This is a genomic window from Kitasatospora sp. MAP12-44, assembly GCF_029892095.1.
Classification (GTDB): domain Bacteria; phylum Actinomycetota; class Actinomycetes; order Streptomycetales; family Streptomycetaceae; genus Kitasatospora.
The window spans coordinates 55,983-71,790 of record NZ_JARZAE010000001.1; the positions used below are offsets into that span (position 1 = coordinate 55,983).

Consider the following 15,808-nt stretch of genomic DNA (forward strand, 5'->3'; position numbering starts at 1 on the left):
ATCGTCACATTGTTCGACAGTGCCCTCAGTCCATGGCACGCGGCGCCGTCGATCTCGCCGTAGGGGCAGGGGGTCCTGGGGCGGCCCCTCCGACGGTGCTGGCGCGGCCGAACTGCGGACCGTACCCAGCTCGGTGACTCCGGAGCGACGGTGAAGGTGATAACGGTAGACCTGACTTGGTGTCAAAGATCCCCGCTACATGGTCCTGGGGTCGCCACCTGAATGATGGGGGTCCTGCAGCGGGTTCACCTGCCGCTCAAGGATGGCTGCTGCGCGGTGGCTGATGTCCGCTGGCAGGCATTGAGTGCTCTCGCAAGTAGTGGGTGGCTGGCCGTGAAGCTGGTTGAGGTCAGCGGTCAGTTGCGCCGAGTCCCTGGCTCGCGTGACACCCGCTGTCGGATCCCTGTCGCGAACGCGCGCCTTTACTAAAGAAAGGGACATATGCCCTGACCTGCGGTGATGCTCTCGCTAACGGCTGGAAAACCAGACGCTAGGGCCAGAAAACCAGACGTTACGGCAGGGACCAGCGAGACGGCTGGTCCTCGACATGGTGCCAATCACCTGAGTTTTTCGGCGGTCATGCTGTACGTTCATGCCCCTAAGGTCGGGTTTTTCGGAGCTAGCGTCTGAAAAAGCCGCCGCTAGGGACCCGACGGCGGACCGGTCGTTGAACCGGTTGTCGGACAGCGACCAGCACGGTGAGGAGCAGGGATGGCTCGCAGGGGCAACATCGCCCTGGTGAACCTGGACACGGGGGCGGTACTACCTGCGCCCAAGGTCAGGACGCCGCACTCCATGGACGGCTCCTACACCCTCAACGCCTACACCGACGATGCCCCGCTGTACTCGCTGGCGCTGTCCGGGGCGGAGTGGGCGACCATCGACTGGGTGCGCTCCAACGGCGGGGCGGGGGGCGCCGTCAAGGCGACTGCGGCTGCCGCCGCCGCAGCCATCCACGTTACCGAGACGACCGCGAAGACGGCGCTGGCCCGCCTGGTGAAGCTCAACATCCTGCTGAAGACCTCGCCTCGCAGCTCCACCTACCAGCTGAACCCGCGCCGGTTCTGGGAGGGCAGCGGCGAGGCCCAGGTCCAGGCGTGTCGCAGACTGGACCCACCGGCCATCACACCGGACAAGAAGGCCGTCGATGCGGCAAAGAAGGCCGCAGAGAAGTCTGCGGCCAAGACGCTCGGCCCGCGCCGCGTCGCCAGCAGCACCATGACCGGAGGGACGAGCCGATGAGCGCCGCCACCCACGGATACGGCCACGGGCCATTCGACCCGGAGACCCTCGGTATGCCGCCGGTCTACACCCTGAACCTGTCCGCGGCCCAGCGCAGCGTCCTGGAGTGGTTGACCATTCAGGGCGCGGTGTTCGATCTGATCGCCGCCGATGTGGAGGAGATCGCGCACGACTGCGGCATGTCCACATCGACCGTCTACGACGCCCTGGCCCGCCTGGAGGCCCTCCACCTGGTGGAGAACCCCGACCCGACCCGCTACCGGGTCAACCCCCGCTACTTCTTCGCCTCCAACCCCGAGATCCGTCGTCTTGTCGCAGAGGCGCTGGAGGCACCCGAGATCACCCCGGACGCTCGCGCTGAGGCACCCCGGAAGGTCGGCAACGTCGACGCCCGCCGCCGGCGCACGATCCAGGCCGTCCCCGATCAGGAGTAGGGGGGCTCAGGTGGACCGTCCGGAGGTCGGCGGCCAGCGCGTGGGTGCTGAGCCCCCGACGGCCAGGGATCTGCCCGGCACCACCGACGTGCGGATCCCCGTGGGCCCATCGCCGGCCTGGCATCCGACCTCGGTCTGTAGATCATCCGAGAAGCACCCTGAGCGCCCCTCAGGGCGCCTGTGGCCCCGCTCGCGTCCCCGCGTAGTCGGGCTAGGTCATGATCGCCCCGCAGAAGACGATCTAGCGGTTCCCGTCGGTCGGCCGCCGAACCCGGCCTGCCGAACCGCCCTCCCCTCCGAGAGAAGCCGACCGTGACCAGCGCCATGGACGACGCCTCGAATGTGACCGGCACCGCACTGCCGCAGTGCAAGCCCCAGCCCTTCAAAGTCGTTCTTCACGCACACCATCGCTGCCCGTGCCGCGCTGATCTTCGGGCGCGGCGCCGGGATCATCAGTGCGGAGAGCGACAGCCACTGCGTCTACCAGCGACTGGCGGCGGCGGAGTGCATGATCCCCATTCGCGCCCTCTCCGGCGTCGGGTCCACCGACCACCACCGCGACCTGCTCAAAGCCGCGTCCGACCGCCTCGCTGGCGCACCGATCATCACCACAGGCGATGACGCCGTCAGGGCCGCCTGCTCTTCGACGGTTGGTACGGCCGCTTCGCCAGCACCGCCCTCGAAGGCGGACCTGCGCTCTGACACCGCCTACGACCACACCAGTGGATGGCCGCCAGCCTCGCGCGCGTAGGCCACCCGTCAGGGGCCTACGGCCGGCCGGGAGGAGCGCAGCGGCCTGGTTCTGGACAGGGTTTTAGATATTGGGCGTCACCGGTGACGCCACCCCCTCCGTTCGGCGGGGTGATTCGAGTGGTCCGCAGGGCCCCTGGTTGCCGGGCTCTGGCGAAGGCCGGCCGGGCTCGCGCGTCGCGCGCGAAGCCACCTGTAGAAGCCCTTCGGGCGTCCGGGAGGGCTCGCCGCGACTTCTCGAACTACTTCGCTTAATGGTGTCCGCCTGGTGGGGAGACCCCCCGTCGATTCAACGTCTTCAGAACCACTCGCAAGGGTTAGTGAAACATTAGATCTAACCTTAGAAAGTGCACTATGATGGAGGCAGGAGGTACGAGATGACCGAGGGGATGGACCCGATCGACGCGCTGCTCGCGGAGATCGACGAGGAGGAGCTGCCGCCGCCGGCGGAGCGCAAGCGGCTGCGTCAGGCGGCGAAGGTGACCCGGGCCCGGATGGCTGAGCGGGTCGGGGTGCGGGAGGAGACGATCTGGACCTGGGAGACTGGGCGCAGCGAGCCGCGGCCGCCGCAGCGCGGCGACTACGCCCGGCTGCTGCGCGGTCTGGCCGAGCGGTTCCCCGCGCTCCAGCCGGTCCCCGCCCCGGCGCCGGCCCCGGTCGTGCCGGAGGCGTTCGCCGCCGTTCCGGTGCCCGAGCAGCCGGCACCGGTGGTGCAGATGGTGATGCTGGACCAGAACCCGGACGGCTCGCTGGTGATGGGCCCGCCGCTGCCGTGCGTGCAGTGCGGCAACCCGTCGGTCTACCGGGCACAGAACCATCCGATGCACCTGGGCGGCTTCTGCCGCCCCGCTGCTGCCGTCGCGTCACCTGCCACTGTGGATGCCGCGGCCGCTGTCCCAGCCATCCAACAGCCGGTGCAGCCGGCTCCCGCCGCCCCGGCGGCTCCGGCCGCTGCGCCCCGCCGGGCCGCGCCGACCGCCGGGCCGGTGACCGCACCGCGCCGGGCGTCGTCGTCGCGTCCGGCCGCGTCCTCGCGGGCGCGCAAGGCCCCGGCGAAGAAGCCGGCCGCCGCGCCGACCGGGGCGGCGGACTGGGAGCTGGCGGCCGCCGCCCGCTACCCCTCCGGTCCGCTCGCGGTCCTCGACGTCGCTGCGGATGGCCGGCGCCTGGTCGCCTACCTCGCCGACGGCAACCAGGCGCCGACCGCGCCGACCGGGCGCACGCTCGCCGATGTCGTGGAGTGGGCGCTGGAGGTGGGGCTCGGTGCGCCGCGGCTGCACCGGCACGGCAAGGACGGCGACGCCCTGGTGGCGCTCACCGACGCGGCGCTGGCCGAGCTGGGCCTGCCGCCGGTCGGCAAGGATGAGAAGCGCGACTTCGTGCCGCGTCTGGGTCGCCTGCCCGAGACCCACAAGGCGGTGAAGGCCCTCGGCAAGGCCGGCTGGCTGCTCACCCGGCGCGGCCTCGGGCCGTGGGCGCGGATCTACCGCACGCCCGAGGACGGCAAGCGCGTGTGCGTCCAGCTCTGCGTGCCCGGCTGGGGCGCGCTGGCCTCCGGCGGCTGGGCCGTCCCGGACGGCCTGGCCGCCCCGGACCTGGCCCGCCTGCTGGGCACCTACGCGACGCGGGTCATCACCCCGCGCGGCACCACCGCCGTCTCCGGCCTCGAACTGGTCACCGCGCTGCGCCCGCCGACCATGGCGGTGCGCACCGAGGCCGGCTGGACGTCCGGGCCGGTGGAGGGCTCCCGGCCCAAGGACGCCTTCGACCCGGCGATCCCGGAGGTCCCGGACATGCACCCGCTCGCCGAGCACCGCGCGCCGGGCGACGTACTGGTCACCGAGGCGTGGGACTGGCACCGCCCGCTCACCGACACCGAACTGGTGGCGCCGTTCGCGGTCGGACTCGACGTCAACATGGCCTTCCTCGCCGCTGCCGGCCGCCTGACGCTGCCACTGTCGGAGCCGGTCCACGAACTGCAGCCCGCCTTCGACAAGAAGCTCCCCGGCTCCTGGCTCGTCGACCTCTCCCACCTCGAGCTGGACCCCCACCTGCCGAACCCGTTCACCGCCGACGGCACCCGCCCGACCGGACCGGCCTGGTACTCCACCGCGAAGGTCGCCTACGCCCTCGAACTCGGCGCCCAGGCGCAGCCCCTGGAAAGCTGGCTGCGCCACGAGTCCGGCCCGTACCTGGACCCGTGGCACAAGAGGCTGCGCCAGGCGTACGTCGACACCATGGCCGCCCTGGGCGTGCCGCTCACCCTCGCCGACACCGACCCGCTGGCGTTCCTGGACGCCATGGCCGCCATCAAGCAGGGCGACCCGGCCGAGCTCGCGGTGCTGACCGCGATCAAGCAGACCGCCAAGGGCACGATCGGCAAGCTGAGGGAGAAGCCGCGCCAGGGCTGGAAGCCCGGCCAGCGCTGGGCGGCCCTGGAGCGGGCGACCTGGGATCCGCTGATGCGCGCCCTGGTCATCGACACCGCCACCGTCAACCTCCACCGCAAGCTGCTCCGCATGCAAGCCGACACCGGCCTCGCCGCCTTCGCCGTCCTGTCCGACTGCGCGGTCTTCGCCGCCCCCGGGCCCGGCGCCCTGGACATCCTGACCCGCCCGGACGCCACCCTGACCACCTCGCTGCGCCTGGGTGTCTCGCCGGGGCACGTGAAGTTCGAGGGGAGCCGGCCGATGGCGGAGATCGTGGAGATGCTGGCCGACGGGGCGAACCCGGCCCGGCACATCAAGACCGGCGGCGTCGTCTCCGACGACGAGTAACCGCCCCCGCGGTCGCCAGCCCTGCCCGGCGACCGCCCACCACCCAGACCACCACCACCGGCGGCCCGTGAGGCCGCAGGAAAGGAGACACCCCGTGGGGGAGATCGACGAGGGACTGGAGCGCGCCGAGCGCACCCGCCCCATCCCGCAGTCCACCACCGCCCGGATGCGCTTCCTGCTCAAGGGAGCCAAGGGCTCCACCAAGCAGCTCGCCCAGGAGCTCGGCGTCTCCCAGCGCACCGTGCAGCGCTGGCTCAAAGGCCAGGGCACCCCGAGGCCCGCCGCCGCGAAGACGATCGAGAAGCAGGTCCGCTCGAAGTGGCAGCCCCGGGTGAAGGCCCGCACCCGCAAGGCCGCCGAGCAGTACGGCTTCCTGCTCCACCTGCAGGCCAAGTTCGGCTTCAGCTCCGCGGCCGGCTCCACCGACGACCCACGCGAGCGCCTGATCACCCAGAAGATGCCCGGCGAGGTGGCCCGCCGCCTCTACGCCGCCCGCGACGCCGGCGCCAGCCAAGCCCAGCAGGAAGCGCTGCTCGCCCAGGCCCTTCAGGAGCACTACTTCAAGGACAACGGCCGCCGCGCCGCCGGCCTCACCACCGAACTCAACGACATCGGATGGCTCGACATCGAGCTTTGACCCCCACCCGACGCCCTCATGCCGCCGAAACCTGTGACTGAGCGCTTCAGTGGGCGAGTGAGCAGGACACTTGGCGGGCTGAGCGTTCGGTGTCGATGGCGGCGGCGAGTTGGTCGGCCTGGGCGTCGAGTAGTGCCTTCAGCTCGCGATAGCGGGGGTGCTCGTGTCTTCCTCTGTTCTGCCCGACTCCGTCGGCTTATGGCACCAGCACTTCGGAGAGCATAAAGAGCCGGATGATCGGAGAGGTGTCAGGGCCGGGCGCTCGGTGCTGCGGCGGGCAGGGGCGGTTCAGAGCCAGCCGTGTTGGCAGGCTTTGAAGCCGGCTTCGAAGCGGGAGCCTGCTTCCAGGCGGCGCATCAGCTCCTCCATCCGGCGCTTCACGGTGCGTACGGAGACACCCAGGCGCTTGGCAGCGACTTCGTCGGTCAGGCCGGTGGAGAGGATCCTCAGGAGTTCTCGTTCGGCTGCGGTGATGCCGGTGGCACAGTCGGGGGCTGGGGTCTGGTCCAGCGGGGCGGCGTCCGCCCAGATCCGGTCGAACAACTCGGCCAGCGCGGCCACGATCCCGGGGGAGGTGACCAGCACGGCGCTGGGGGCCGTCGAGGCGGGGTCGAGCGGGACGAGGGCGATGGCCCGGTCGACCATCAGCAGGCGGTGCGGCAGCGCCGGCGCGGTGCGCAGCTGCGCGCCGACGGCGGCCATCGAGCGCCCGTAAGCGAGGGCACGGGGGTTGGTGCGCACGCCCTCGTGACAGAGCGTCCGCTGGGTGACGCCGCGCCCGAGCAGGTCCTCGTCCAGTGGGCGCGCGGCCTCCAGGGCTTCGGGGGGCATCAGGGTGGGGACGATCGAGCAGATCTCGGTGGTGGCGCTCTGGAGCAGGGACTCCAGGCGGGACTGGATCTCGTCCAGGCCGTCGAGCTGCTCGGTGCCGCTAGGGATCCGCTGCCGCTCGCGGGTCGCCCGCTCGGCCGCGGTGGCAACCGCGGTGCGGTTGGCCTCCAGGGCGGTGTGGCGGGCTCGGAGTTCCTCCTCCTCGTGGCGCAGCAGCAGCGCGCGGGCGCGCTCCGGGCTGACCGGGCGCCGCTGCTGCGGCGCCTCGCGCGACATCCGCAGCAGCGCGAGGTCGGCCAGCGTATCCAGACTCGCACCGACCTGGTCCTGGCTCAGACCGAGGCGCTCGGCCAGCAGCGTTGCGTCCAACGTCGGTTCAGCCAGCAGTTCTTGGTACACCTGCTCGCTGACCGCATCCAGTCCCAGAGCGCGCAGCACCGCTCCAGCCCCCGTCCCCCGTGTGATGCCGTTGTGATGCCCGTGTGCCGTCCGAGCGTGACATGACCAGTGCGACCGGAGCAAGGTCCCGCACCCGGATGCGACGGGTCTGGCCCGATCGTGCCATGGAACGTTCGGGCCAGCGGCAGCCGCTTCCGCCGGCCCGAGCTGCGCGGAAGACTTCTGTCCACCGGAGGGCGCCGACAGCCCGACGGACCCGGCACCAGAGCGACCCGCGTGCCGACACCCCACAGACACCCAAACGGAGGTCCCGCCATGCCCGGAACGCTGCGATTCGTCCTGTTCGGTCTGATCGCCCTGTTCGGCATCGGGCTCTCCGCCGCACCCGCCGACGCTGCGACCGCGCCCGCCGCGCCGGTGACCACCGTGGCCACCGCTGCGGACGAGGCCCCCGGCCTGGTCTGCGGCGGCTGCTGGAGCTAGGCGTTGAACGCGCGCTACGTGGTGGCCACTCACCTGACCGGACCACCGGCCCGCGACCGGAACCCGCACCCCGCCACCGTGGTCGACCTGGTCTGGGCCCACGCAACCACGGCCGACGGACTCGACCACGTCCGCGTCCAGGCTCACGCAACCGCCGGCGAGCTTGAGCTGGTAGTGCTCCTGCGGGCCGAGACCGCCTCCGACGCCATCCGAGCCGCCGAGGGCCTGTGCACCCGGGCCACCCGAAGCCCCGCCCTGTCCGGCTGGAACGCCCTGAGCCCCAGGGTGCTTCCCATGGCCGCACTGGACAGCTGAAACACCCTCATCACGACAGTCCCGACCCACCGGCCCGGCCGACTCGCGGATCGGGCACCACCATTCCTCTGCTCACCACGAACGGGGTACACCCATGCCTTCCGCGCGCGCTCGCCGCATCCTCGCCACCCTCACCGCGTCGGCTCTCACCTTGCCGCTGACCGCCCTCATCACCGCTGGTCCCGCCGCGGCCAACACCGCCGGCAGCATCGCCTCCATCGCCAACGGCCAGACCGGCAGCGGTCCGTGCGCGCTCGGCGGCAAGGGCTACGTCAATCCCGGCAATAGCGGCAACTACAGCTGCAACGGTTCGGGTGGCAAGCAGGAGAACTGGTGTGCCGACTTCGCCGCCTGGGCATGGGCACAGGCAGGGGTCACGACCGGGATCAGCAACCTCAACGGCTATGCCGCGAGCTTCGACACCTACGGCAGCAACGAGCACACCATCAGCTCGACGCCCCATCTGGGCGATGCGGTGGTATTCAAGGACAGTAGCGGCACGATCCAGCATGTCGGGCTGGTGACCGGGCTGCCCGGCGGCTCGCAGGTCACCATCACCTCCGGCAACGACTACTACGTCCCGCCGGGCACCTCCTCGTCCGCCGCGGCCGACATCTCCGCCAACGGCCAGGTCCAGACGACCACCTACCCCGCCTCCGCGACTGGCTCCAGTGCCGAGGGCTGGCTCATCAAGGAGTACGTCTCACCCGTCACCCCGCCCGCCATCCCGGCCGGCTTCAGCGTCACGCTCAACGGCATCGCACCGGGGCAGACGGTCTCCGGCAACGTCAACCTCACGGCGATGGCGAGCTCCCAGGAAGTCATCAACTGGCTCAACTACAACATCAGCGGCCCCAACGGCTACAGCCTCACCATCCCCGGCGGCGGTGGCGCGACCAACTACGCCCAGACGTGGAACACCGCCGGGCTGGCTGCCGGCAGCTACACCGTCTCGGTGAGCGCCAACGAGATCGACGGACAGAACCACACCTACCCGGCCGCCCCCGTCAGCGTCAACGTCGCGGCCGGCACCGTCGCGGCCGCACCGGATCCGACTGGAAACATCCAGGTCTTCTCGATCGTCAACGGTGTCGAGCAGTACCGGACCTGGTTCAACAACAACACCTGGGGACCGGAGGTCGGCATTCCCAACGCGCCTGCCAATGCCACCGCCATCGCCGTGGTCAAGGAGCAGTCGACCGGCAACCTGCAGATCGTCTCCGTGGTGAACGGCGCCGAGGTGTACCAGACCTGGTTCACCGCCAACAGCTTCGGCGGCGTCGTCCCGGTCCCCAACTCGCCGACGAACGTGACAGCGATTGCCGCCACCCTGGGCGCGAGCAACTCGCAGCTGTTCTCGGTGGCCGGCGGCAACGAGACCTACCAGACCTACTTCGGCGGCAGCAGCTGGGGCGCCGTCGTCGGCATCCCCGGAGCACCGACCGGCGCCACCGCCATCGCCGCGGCCACGGAGTCGACCACCGGCAACGCCCAGCTCTTCTCGGTCGTCAACGGTGGCGAGACCTACCAGACCCTCTTCGGAAACAACACCTGGGGCGCGGCCCCCGGCATCGCCGGAGCGGCCGTGAACGCGACCGGCATCGCTGCCGCAGTGGGCCCGGGCGGCAACATCCAGCTGTTCTCGGTGGCCGGCGGTAACGAGACCTACCAGACCTACTTCGGAGGCGGCAGCTTCGGCGCGACCGTTGGCATCCCCGGTAACCAGATGGCGATCGTCAGCATCACCGCGGCCCCCAGCCCGGGCGGAAACGACCAGGTCGTGTCGATGGTCAACGGATCCGAGCTCTACCAGACGCTGTTCGGCAACAACACCTGGGGCGCCCGAGTGGGCATCTGAGCAAGGGGCAGGGCCAAGGCACTGGGTCCCTTGGCGCCGCGGGCCCGACTTGACCTGATCATGATCCTGCGGGCCGAGGCCGCCGCCGACACCATCCGAGCCGCCGAGGGCCTGTGCGCCCGGGCCACCCGAAGCCCCGCCCTCCTCGACTGGCACACCGATGACCAGGCATCAACCGATCACGCAGAGCCCCCGTGACCGCCCGTGGGCCGGCACCGCAGAAGCGGCGCCGGCCCACGGGTGCTCCTGCTCGTCCAACCACCCGAAACGCGTTCCCGAAATGCCCGCCGGGCTTACGCACCGTTGCAACCGCCATCGGGCTGCACCCAAATTCGATCCCGGAGCGGCTCTGGACGTCGTCGCTGCCCAGAGGTTCGCTCAACTGGCCAGAAGAAGCGCTCAGTCACAAAAGTAGAAGTCCCGGCCGCCCAAAAGGCGGCCGGGACTTCTACTTTTAACGCGCCCATCGAATTCAGAGAACCAGACCTTGAGGAATTGCGTAGACGTGCTCCCGGCTCCCTGGACGAAGGACGACCGCCCCCTCCCCTTCGGTCTTCCCCAACCCGGCCAGGTGGCCCGCCTGCCCTGCCGGAGAGCCGGGTACGGGCGGCAGCCGGGCCACCGACGCGGCCCGGCTGCGCCGGGCCTGGCTGGTCGCGGCTGCTCCGCCCCCGCACCCCGTGGCCAGCGCCCGGATGCGCTGGACCATCCGGCTGCCGCCTGCCCTGCGCCGTCGGATCCGCCGTCAGGGCCGTGGCCGGCCCAGCCGTCGGCCCGCCACCGCACCGGTCACGCCGAAGACGGCGTGACCTGGGCAGTTGCCATCAGATCCGGTGGCAGATGTTCGTGCTGGGCTGGCACGCTTGCCGTCCTGCCTTTGCCTCGATTGCTGGTGCTGCCACCGGCCATGCGGTGCTTGCTGTTGCCAGCCCACCTGGACGGGATCCCGCGGCGCCCACGATTACGACTGCCGGAGGCATCGAGAACAAGCCGCGTCGGGCGGTACTCATGAACCTTCCGTACCTCGGCGTGCCGGAAGGCCCAGGGCGGCTGGCGGCGGGGAGGATGAGCGCGGAAAGGGCCGTCAAGGCCCGGGTCCGGCGGCAGCCGGACTTCCGTGATCGGCGTGGTGAGGTGAACCGCTGATCAGGAGTTTCGACCGGCTGTCAGATTAGCGCGGGTGGCGGTAGCGGCACGGGCCTGCCAGCTGCTGCAGTATCGGGCGAAGCCCGATGGGCGAGCGTTCCGTGCGAGGGTGGGTCTTAGGTATTCAAAGAGCAGCAAGGCGCTGACCTGCTGAAACGTGAAGCGAATGTGGGTTTGTAACCCCCATTACTGTCGAGTAACCAAGGGTTGTAGTCCCACATTTAGGGTGCGCCACGCCGGAGTGGGGGTCCTACACCTACAAAAGTTATGCGCTGGGATAACCTTTGGCGGTGATCAGTCCCTCAACTGGCGGCCGTGTAGTCCGCCTCCCCTCGTCCCGGCCGGGCAAGCAGCCGGCCCAGCCCCCGCCTGCCGAGATCGCAGGCGGGCAGAATGTCGTCTCCATCCGGCTACTGCCGGGTGAGTCGGTCTCGTTGAACCCGGCGCCCGCGCCGGAGCCTGCAGCTGGTCGACGGGAGGACTTCGACTTTCTGGGGCACACCTTCTATATGGCGTCGAAAGAGCTGTCTGCGAAGCTGCCGTTCATCGGCCTGACCGCGACCGAGTACGACGTGTGGCACACCATGCTCGGAGCTCAGCTCAAGGGCGGTATCGTGCCGATCACGGTGATCAAGCTTGCCGAGCGGCTGGGCATCGGACGCAAGGAGGCTGGCGAGGCGCTGACCCGGTTCCTCGGGATGGGGTTCATGTGGCTGGAGAAGCGCGGCCGCTACCGGATCAACCCCCGGATCGCCTTCTGGGGCAGCAGCGCGGACCAGCAGCGTGCGCTGGCGATGATGCCTGACTCCATCCCCGAGATCACCTTGCCCGAGGGCGACGTCCGTCCTCCCCGCCGCACTCGCCGTCCGCGATTGGAGTCCCTGTGATGACCGCCGCCGAACAGGACCAGGGCACCGGGACCTTCCTGACTGCTGAGGGCTCGGTCTTGACCGCACAGGATCTCTCGCGGGCGCTGCCGCTGTACCGGCTGACGACCCTGCAGTACGACGTGTGGCACACCGTGCTCGGCGAGATGACCGACGGTGGCTACGTCACCCTCACGCTGGAGGAGATCGCCGACCGGCTCGGCACCGCGAAGAGCAACATCTCGCCGGCTATGGGCCGACTCGCGGAGCTTGGCCTGATCTGGCGCGTCTCGAACGGACTGCACCGGATCAACCCCCGGATCGCCTTCAAAGGCAGTCAGGAGGAGTGGATCGAAGCGCTGGACGAGGTGCCTGCTGACGTCCCCGAGGTCGTCCTGCCGAGCTATCGTCGCCGGCCACCCCGCAGCAACCGCGGCGGCCTGGCCGCCACAGGGTGACGACAGCGCCGAGTGCGGGTTGTAGACCCCCAGAAGTTATCTCCTGGCATAACAAGATGTAGACGGATGGATCACCTGTGAGGCCCGAGCAATGCTGCTCGGGCCTCTCGGTTTGGCCCCGCTGGCCGGGGCCAACGCACTATCACCCGTGGTAGCGGTTTGGCCCTACCAGCAGGGCCAAACCCGCGTCCTCGGCCGTGCCAGGTGAGCTTCCCGCCCCGTGGACCTATGGGCCTGCCAGACTGGGGATCATGACCGCTGACCGTCGCAGCCTTGGGCTGGCCGCTTTTTCTGAGAGCGTGGTGGTGAACCGGTCTGTAGCTCGATGACCGGCAGCTTTCGGGTGGTGGCGGTGTCGGGGTGGCCGGCTGGGGGCAGCCAGCGGAGGGTTCGTCTGGTTGTGGAGGTGCGGAGTGCCGTCGGTGATCGCATTGCTGGAAGTCCGGGAGGCGCGGGCCCGGGAGGATCTGGAGTCCTGGCTGGAGATGCTGCGGGAGGCCGAGGTGCAGGCGGAGGCGGCTCGCCAGCGGCTGGAGCATGCGCGGATCGCCCGCGAGGAGGTGGCGCTCATGTTCGCCGAAGGGCCGGGTGCGGGACGGGAGGGTGACGGGGCGTCACCAGCGCCGACCGTGGTGGAGAAGCCCGTGGGTGTGGCCGGGACACCGCCGACGGGTCCGGTGCTGCGGGAGGGCTACGATGCCCGGCCGCCGGCCTGGCAGCCGGGGCTGGGAGCCGATGCGCTGTGCGGGGCCTACCGGCAGGTCTTCGAGACGGCCCTGGCCGCGCCGGGGCCGGTCACGGTGCAGGAGCTGACCCGGGCCCTGGGGCGGGACGCGGCGCGGTTGAACGAGGTGGAGAAGGTGCGCCACCGTGCCTATGCACTCCAGGCGCGCGGCTGGCTCCTGCGTGAGCGGGGCCTGTTCAGGCCTGCCGCGGGTCCAGGCGCTCTGGCCGGAACTCGGGCCAGTGAAGACGTTCTTTCGCCAGTCGCCGCGTCAGGGTGATCAGGGCGGCCCACCACACCATCTGCGTGTGGTGGTCGGGCCGGCGCTCGTGGTCGCGGTTCAGGCGCCGGGCCCGTGAGAGCCAGCCCAGTGTGCGCTCGACCGCCCACCTGCGGGCGAGCACCACGAATCCCCTGGTCCCGTCGGGGCGTTTGACGACCTCGACCCTGACTCCGTGCGCCGCGAACGCCTCCGCCAGCGCCGGGCCCTGGTAGGCGGTGTCCGCCCAGACCAGTTTCAGCAGGCGTCCGGGCTCGGCCATGAACGCGTCGATGAGTTCCGGGGCGGCCACCGAGTCGTGCACGTTGGCGGGGGTGACGGTGACCTCCAGCAGCAGGCCGCCCGTGTCGGTCAGGATGTGGCGCTTGCGTCCGTCGCGGAGCTTGTTGCCGTCGGTCCCGCGCGTGGCGGCCGGGCAGGTCTCCGAGCCGTCCACCGACTGGGCGTCCATGATGCCCGCGCTCGGCTCGGCCGCCCGGCCCTCCCGCTCGCGCTGCAGGCGACGTAGCCGCTGGTAGAGCTCGCGCACGTATCCGTGGCGCGACCAGCGGCGGAAGAAGTCGTAGACCTTGCGCGGGGCCGGCAGGTCGACGGGCATCGCCCGCCACTTCGCGCCGTTGTCGACGAGGTAGCGCACTGCGTCGACCATCTCACGGTGGCAGTGGGCCTCGGGGCGTCCGCCCCGGCCCTCCAACCAGGCCGGCACCGGCATCGAGGCCTTGATCTGGGCCCATTCCGCATCCGTCATGTCGGACGGGTAGTGCGGCGCACGCCGCCCCGCCGCGATCGCCCCGTACTGGTGAACGAAGCAGTCACACGCCAGAGTGACCGAAGTGGCATCGCCCGGCACGGGAATGGTCAACTGGTACGGCAACGGGCCTCCTGGGCCGGAGGGTTGGTCTCGACAACCGCACTCCTACCAAGAGGCCCGTTCGTCTACACCCGCCCAACGGCCAGCATCAACGTTCGAGGCAGCCCCGACCCGACCCCACCGAACACCACCCGGTTCACCACCACGCTCTGAGCCCGCCACCGACGTGTCCGTGCCTGCCCAGTCCGGTGTGCGTCGGCTGCCGGTGGAGCAGGGCGCGGACTTCCGCCAGCCGCCCGGCGATGACGTCCCGGCTCCCCAGCCTGCCCGCCGCACTCTGGGTGCCGGCGGTCTGACATTCTCCGATCCGGACCGGCAGATCTGACCGCGGCAGCGGAGCCTGCGGTACGTGGGGCGGATTGCAGGGCGGCGCTCGGGGTCAGAGGGTGGCGCCGCGGATGCTGGAGACCTCGGCGAGGTAGCCGGTGAGGGGTCGGTCATTCAGGTCGAGGGCCCAGAAGACGCGGCCGAAGAGGCTCTCCTCGATCCGCAGCGTGCCTGGGTGGACATCCGTCCAGCCTGTCCTCAGCAGCAGTGCCAGTGCCCCGTCAGCTGATGATCTGCGTGAGACGTTCACCGCTGGTTCGGCACGGCCTTGCACCGGTTGATGGGGGACTCGGTGCAGGTCAGATCCCTCTACCAGACTGGAAGCGCTGAACGGTAGCGCCGGGAAGGGAACGAAGACCGACGCCGAACGCCGGTGAAAAGTCGACGCCGATCATCAGCGGCGATCCGCTCCGCTGGCACCTCGTCATTGCTCCCGTCGAGGGCCTCTCCAACACCGGGTCCCCATGGCACGCCCTGTTGCTCGGCTGCCTGGGGGTCGCCGAGTGGGTCGCGCAGCTCCAGGACCACGATCTCGAACGGGGCGAGCAGCTTGTGGTCGATGGCCTCTGCCAGGCTCAGGGAGTAGGCGTGCGGCCCGTAGATCCGTACGTCGTCCATGGACACCGCCAGCTCCTCCGAGAGCGGCTGGTGGGCATCCTCGCGGCCCTTGACGGGGCGTTTGGGTGGCGCCCAGATCCTCGGGGTTGCGGTCATGTAGAGCCGGCGCTCCGCGGGGATGGCGGCCTGGTCGTGCACCAGGGTCCAGGTCTTCTCCACGCTGCCGGAGGACCGGTGCGCCTCGTCACAGACCATCAGGCCCAGCGGGGGCAGCAGCTCGCCCTGGCGCTCGGCCCAGTACTTGTAGGCGTCCTCGACCGCGCCCGCGGACGTGTAGGTGGCGAACAGGGTGGTCGGCCGACGGTGCCTGATTGAAGTGGCTATCCGGCAGGATATCAGTCCCCGGCCAAGAAGTCCGGCGAATATCCGAAACGGGCGGGTCCGGACCTCGCTTCCGGCGGGATCATCCGACAGTCTAAGACTGATACATTGGGATCGTTGCCCGCTCCGTCAGGGTAGCGCACCCCACCCGTCGATGAGGCCGAAGCAGTGGTCTGGACCACGGTCTAGACCACTGTGGCGGGAGTGAAGCCGACCCGCACGCGCCCCCTGCGCCCACCCCCCTCCCCTCAGTCAGCCTGTCTTGAAATCAGCCATTTTGCCAGTCCAACGAGGTGACACCAGCTCAGCCACTTGGCCTCACGAAGCGAAGCGGAGTGAGACCAGCCAAGGCGCGAAGCGCCGAGCCCACCCGGGCGAAGCCCGGGTGCGGACACGCGGAGCGGGTCCGCCGGCTGACCGAAGGTCAGCCGCGAACGGAGGGCCGAAGGCCCGTAGGGACCCGCTCCGCGG

At 70.1% G+C, this 15,808-nt stretch carries 14 protein-coding genes; 10 read left to right on the forward strand and 4 right to left on the reverse strand.

Annotated features, from left to right (window positions below):
• The first annotated feature begins 711 nt into the window (after positions 1 to 711).
• From P3T34_RS00225 to P3T34_RS00240, 4 genes are all read left to right on the forward strand, one after another.
• Positions 712 to 1,242, forward strand: a complete 531-nt coding sequence (locus P3T34_RS00225; RefSeq protein ID WP_280663871.1) for a MarR family transcriptional regulator — start codon at positions 712 to 714, stop codon at positions 1,240 to 1,242.
• Entirely contained in the window at positions 1,239 to 1,676 is a 438-nt protein-coding gene (locus P3T34_RS00230; protein WP_280663872.1) for a helix-turn-helix domain-containing protein, read from the forward strand. Before P3T34_RS00225 ends, P3T34_RS00230 begins: the two co-directional genes overlap by 4 nt.
• Before the next feature lie 1,127 nt (positions 1,677 to 2,803).
• On the forward strand, positions 2,804 to 5,203 hold the full coding sequence (locus P3T34_RS00235) for a helix-turn-helix domain-containing protein (RefSeq protein ID WP_280663873.1): 2,400 nt from the start codon (positions 2,804 to 2,806) through the stop codon (positions 5,201 to 5,203).
• A gap of 94 nt (positions 5,204 to 5,297) precedes the next feature.
• The gene (locus tag P3T34_RS00240; RefSeq protein WP_280663874.1) at positions 5,298 to 5,840 is read left to right on the forward strand and encodes a helix-turn-helix transcriptional regulator; all 543 of its coding nucleotides are present in this window, start codon (positions 5,298 to 5,300) and stop codon (positions 5,838 to 5,840) included.
• A 288-nt stretch (positions 5,841 to 6,128) separates the two neighbouring features.
• Here the strand turns inward: P3T34_RS00240 and P3T34_RS00245 are convergent, their stop codons facing one another.
• Positions 6,129 to 7,109 carry a LuxR C-terminal-related transcriptional regulator gene (locus P3T34_RS00245; protein ID WP_280663875.1) on the reverse strand — a complete coding sequence of 327 codons (981 nt, stop codon included), beginning with the start codon at positions 7,107 to 7,109 and terminating at the stop codon, positions 6,129 to 6,131.
• Positions 7,110 to 7,385: 276 nt separating this feature from the next.
• Here P3T34_RS00245 and P3T34_RS00250 point away from each other — a divergent pair, with 276 nt between their 5' ends.
• From P3T34_RS00250 to P3T34_RS00275, 6 genes are all read left to right on the forward strand, one after another.
• Complete coding sequence (locus P3T34_RS00250) at positions 7,386 to 7,553, forward strand: hypothetical protein (RefSeq protein WP_280663876.1); 168 nt, start codon at positions 7,386 to 7,388, stop codon at positions 7,551 to 7,553.
• A gap of 3 nt (positions 7,554 to 7,556) precedes the next feature.
• Entirely contained in the window at positions 7,557 to 7,868 is a 312-nt protein-coding gene (locus P3T34_RS00255; RefSeq protein WP_280663877.1) for a hypothetical protein, read from the forward strand.
• Between the two features lie 94 nt (positions 7,869 to 7,962).
• On the forward strand, positions 7,963 to 9,726 hold the full coding sequence (locus tag P3T34_RS00260) for a CHAP domain-containing protein (protein WP_280663878.1): 1,764 nt from the start codon (positions 7,963 to 7,965) through the stop codon (positions 9,724 to 9,726).
• Positions 9,727 to 11,156: 1,430 nt separating this feature from the next.
• Positions 11,157 to 11,759: a hypothetical protein gene (locus P3T34_RS00265; protein WP_280663879.1), complete on the forward strand. Its 603-nt coding sequence runs from the start codon at positions 11,157 to 11,159 to the stop codon at positions 11,757 to 11,759.
• Complete coding sequence (locus tag P3T34_RS00270) at positions 11,759 to 12,196, forward strand: replication/maintenance protein RepL (protein WP_280663880.1); 438 nt, start codon at positions 11,759 to 11,761, stop codon at positions 12,194 to 12,196. The genes P3T34_RS00265 and P3T34_RS00270 overlap by 1 nt, the downstream gene beginning before the upstream one ends.
• A gap of 422 nt (positions 12,197 to 12,618) precedes the next feature.
• Entirely contained in the window at positions 12,619 to 13,200 is a 582-nt protein-coding gene (locus tag P3T34_RS00275) for a hypothetical protein (RefSeq protein ID WP_280663881.1), read from the forward strand.
• Here P3T34_RS00275 and P3T34_RS00280 read toward each other — a convergent pair.
• From P3T34_RS00280 to P3T34_RS00290, 3 genes are all read right to left on the reverse strand, one after another.
• Complete coding sequence (locus tag P3T34_RS00280) at positions 13,118 to 13,948, reverse strand: IS5 family transposase (protein ID WP_280663882.1); 831 nt, start codon at positions 13,946 to 13,948, stop codon at positions 13,118 to 13,120. The two genes, P3T34_RS00275 and P3T34_RS00280, sit on opposite strands and share 83 nt — an antisense overlap.
• 502 nt (positions 13,949 to 14,450) lie before the next feature.
• The gene (locus P3T34_RS00285; protein ID WP_280663883.1) at positions 14,451 to 14,648 is read right to left on the reverse strand and encodes a hypothetical protein; all 198 of its coding nucleotides are present in this window, start codon (positions 14,646 to 14,648) and stop codon (positions 14,451 to 14,453) included.
• Between the two features lie 59 nt (positions 14,649 to 14,707).
• Complete coding sequence (locus P3T34_RS00290; protein WP_348534603.1) at positions 14,708 to 15,442, reverse strand: DEAD/DEAH box helicase family protein; 735 nt, start codon at positions 15,440 to 15,442, stop codon at positions 14,708 to 14,710.
• Positions 15,443 to 15,808: the final 366 nt, after the last annotated feature.

Excerpts from the sequence above, each read along its gene's own strand:
- P3T34_RS00225 (WP_280663871.1), top strand. The coding sequence starts at position 712 with ATGGCTCGCAGGGGCAACATCGCCCTGGTGAACCTGGACACGGGGGCG.
- P3T34_RS00230 (WP_280663872.1), top strand. The coding sequence starts at position 1,239 with ATGAGCGCCGCCACCCACGGATACGGCCACGGGCCATTCGACCCGGAG.
- P3T34_RS00235 (WP_280663873.1), top strand. The coding sequence starts at position 2,804 with ATGACCGAGGGGATGGACCCGATCGACGCGCTGCTCGCGGAGATCGAC.
- P3T34_RS00250 (WP_280663876.1), top strand. The coding sequence starts at position 7,386 with ATGCCCGGAACGCTGCGATTCGTCCTGTTCGGTCTGATCGCCCTGTTC.
- P3T34_RS00260 (WP_280663878.1), top strand. The coding sequence starts at position 7,963 with ATGCCTTCCGCGCGCGCTCGCCGCATCCTCGCCACCCTCACCGCGTCG.
- P3T34_RS00270 (WP_280663880.1), top strand. The coding sequence starts at position 11,759 with ATGACCGCCGCCGAACAGGACCAGGGCACCGGGACCTTCCTGACTGCT.
- P3T34_RS00280 (WP_280663882.1), bottom strand. The coding sequence starts at position 13,948 with ATGACGGATGCGGAATGGGCCCAGATCAAGGCCTCGATGCCGGTGCCG.